Source organism: Pseudomonas sp. FW305-28 (assembly GCF_017351395.1).
In the GTDB taxonomy this organism is placed as follows: domain Bacteria; phylum Pseudomonadota; class Gammaproteobacteria; order Pseudomonadales; family Pseudomonadaceae; genus Aquipseudomonas; species Aquipseudomonas fluorescens_AA.
In genome coordinates this window covers 1-418 of sequence record NZ_JACNDD010000312.1, presented here as the reverse complement: position 1 = coordinate 418, position 418 = coordinate 1, and the positions used below count along the sequence as shown (strand labels likewise).

At 67.9% G+C, this 418-nt stretch carries 1 protein-coding gene; it reads left to right on the top strand.

The window, feature by feature from the left end; translation table 11 throughout:
- Positions 1-418: condensation domain-containing protein (locus tag J4E53_RS30580; RefSeq protein WP_207268300.1), on the top strand; the 418-nt coding region annotated here is incomplete at both ends.

The window sequence follows — 418 nt, the reverse complement described above, 5'->3', positions numbered from 1 at the left end:
CCACCTGGACGGCGCCCCGGCGCTGCTGGAGCTGCCCAGCGACCACCCGCGTCCCCAGGTGCAAAGCTACCAAGGCGCCGCCCTGGCCCTGCAACTGCCCGCACCACTGAGCAGCCGTTTGCGCCGCTTCAGCCAGCAACAGGGCCTGACCCCGTTCATGACCCTGCTCGGCGCCTGGTCGATCCTGCTCTCGCGCCTGAGCAACCAGCCGCAGGTGGTGGTCGGCACACCGGTCGCCAACCGCCCACGCCGGGAAACCGAGGCGCTGATCGGCTTCTTCGTCAACACCCTGGCCCTGCGCATCGACGTCCAGGCCCACAGCCGCGTCGACCAGTTGCTGGAACAGATCAAGGCCACCACCCTCGACGCCTACAGTCACCAGGACCTGCCATTCGAACAGGTCGTCGAAGCCTTGCAA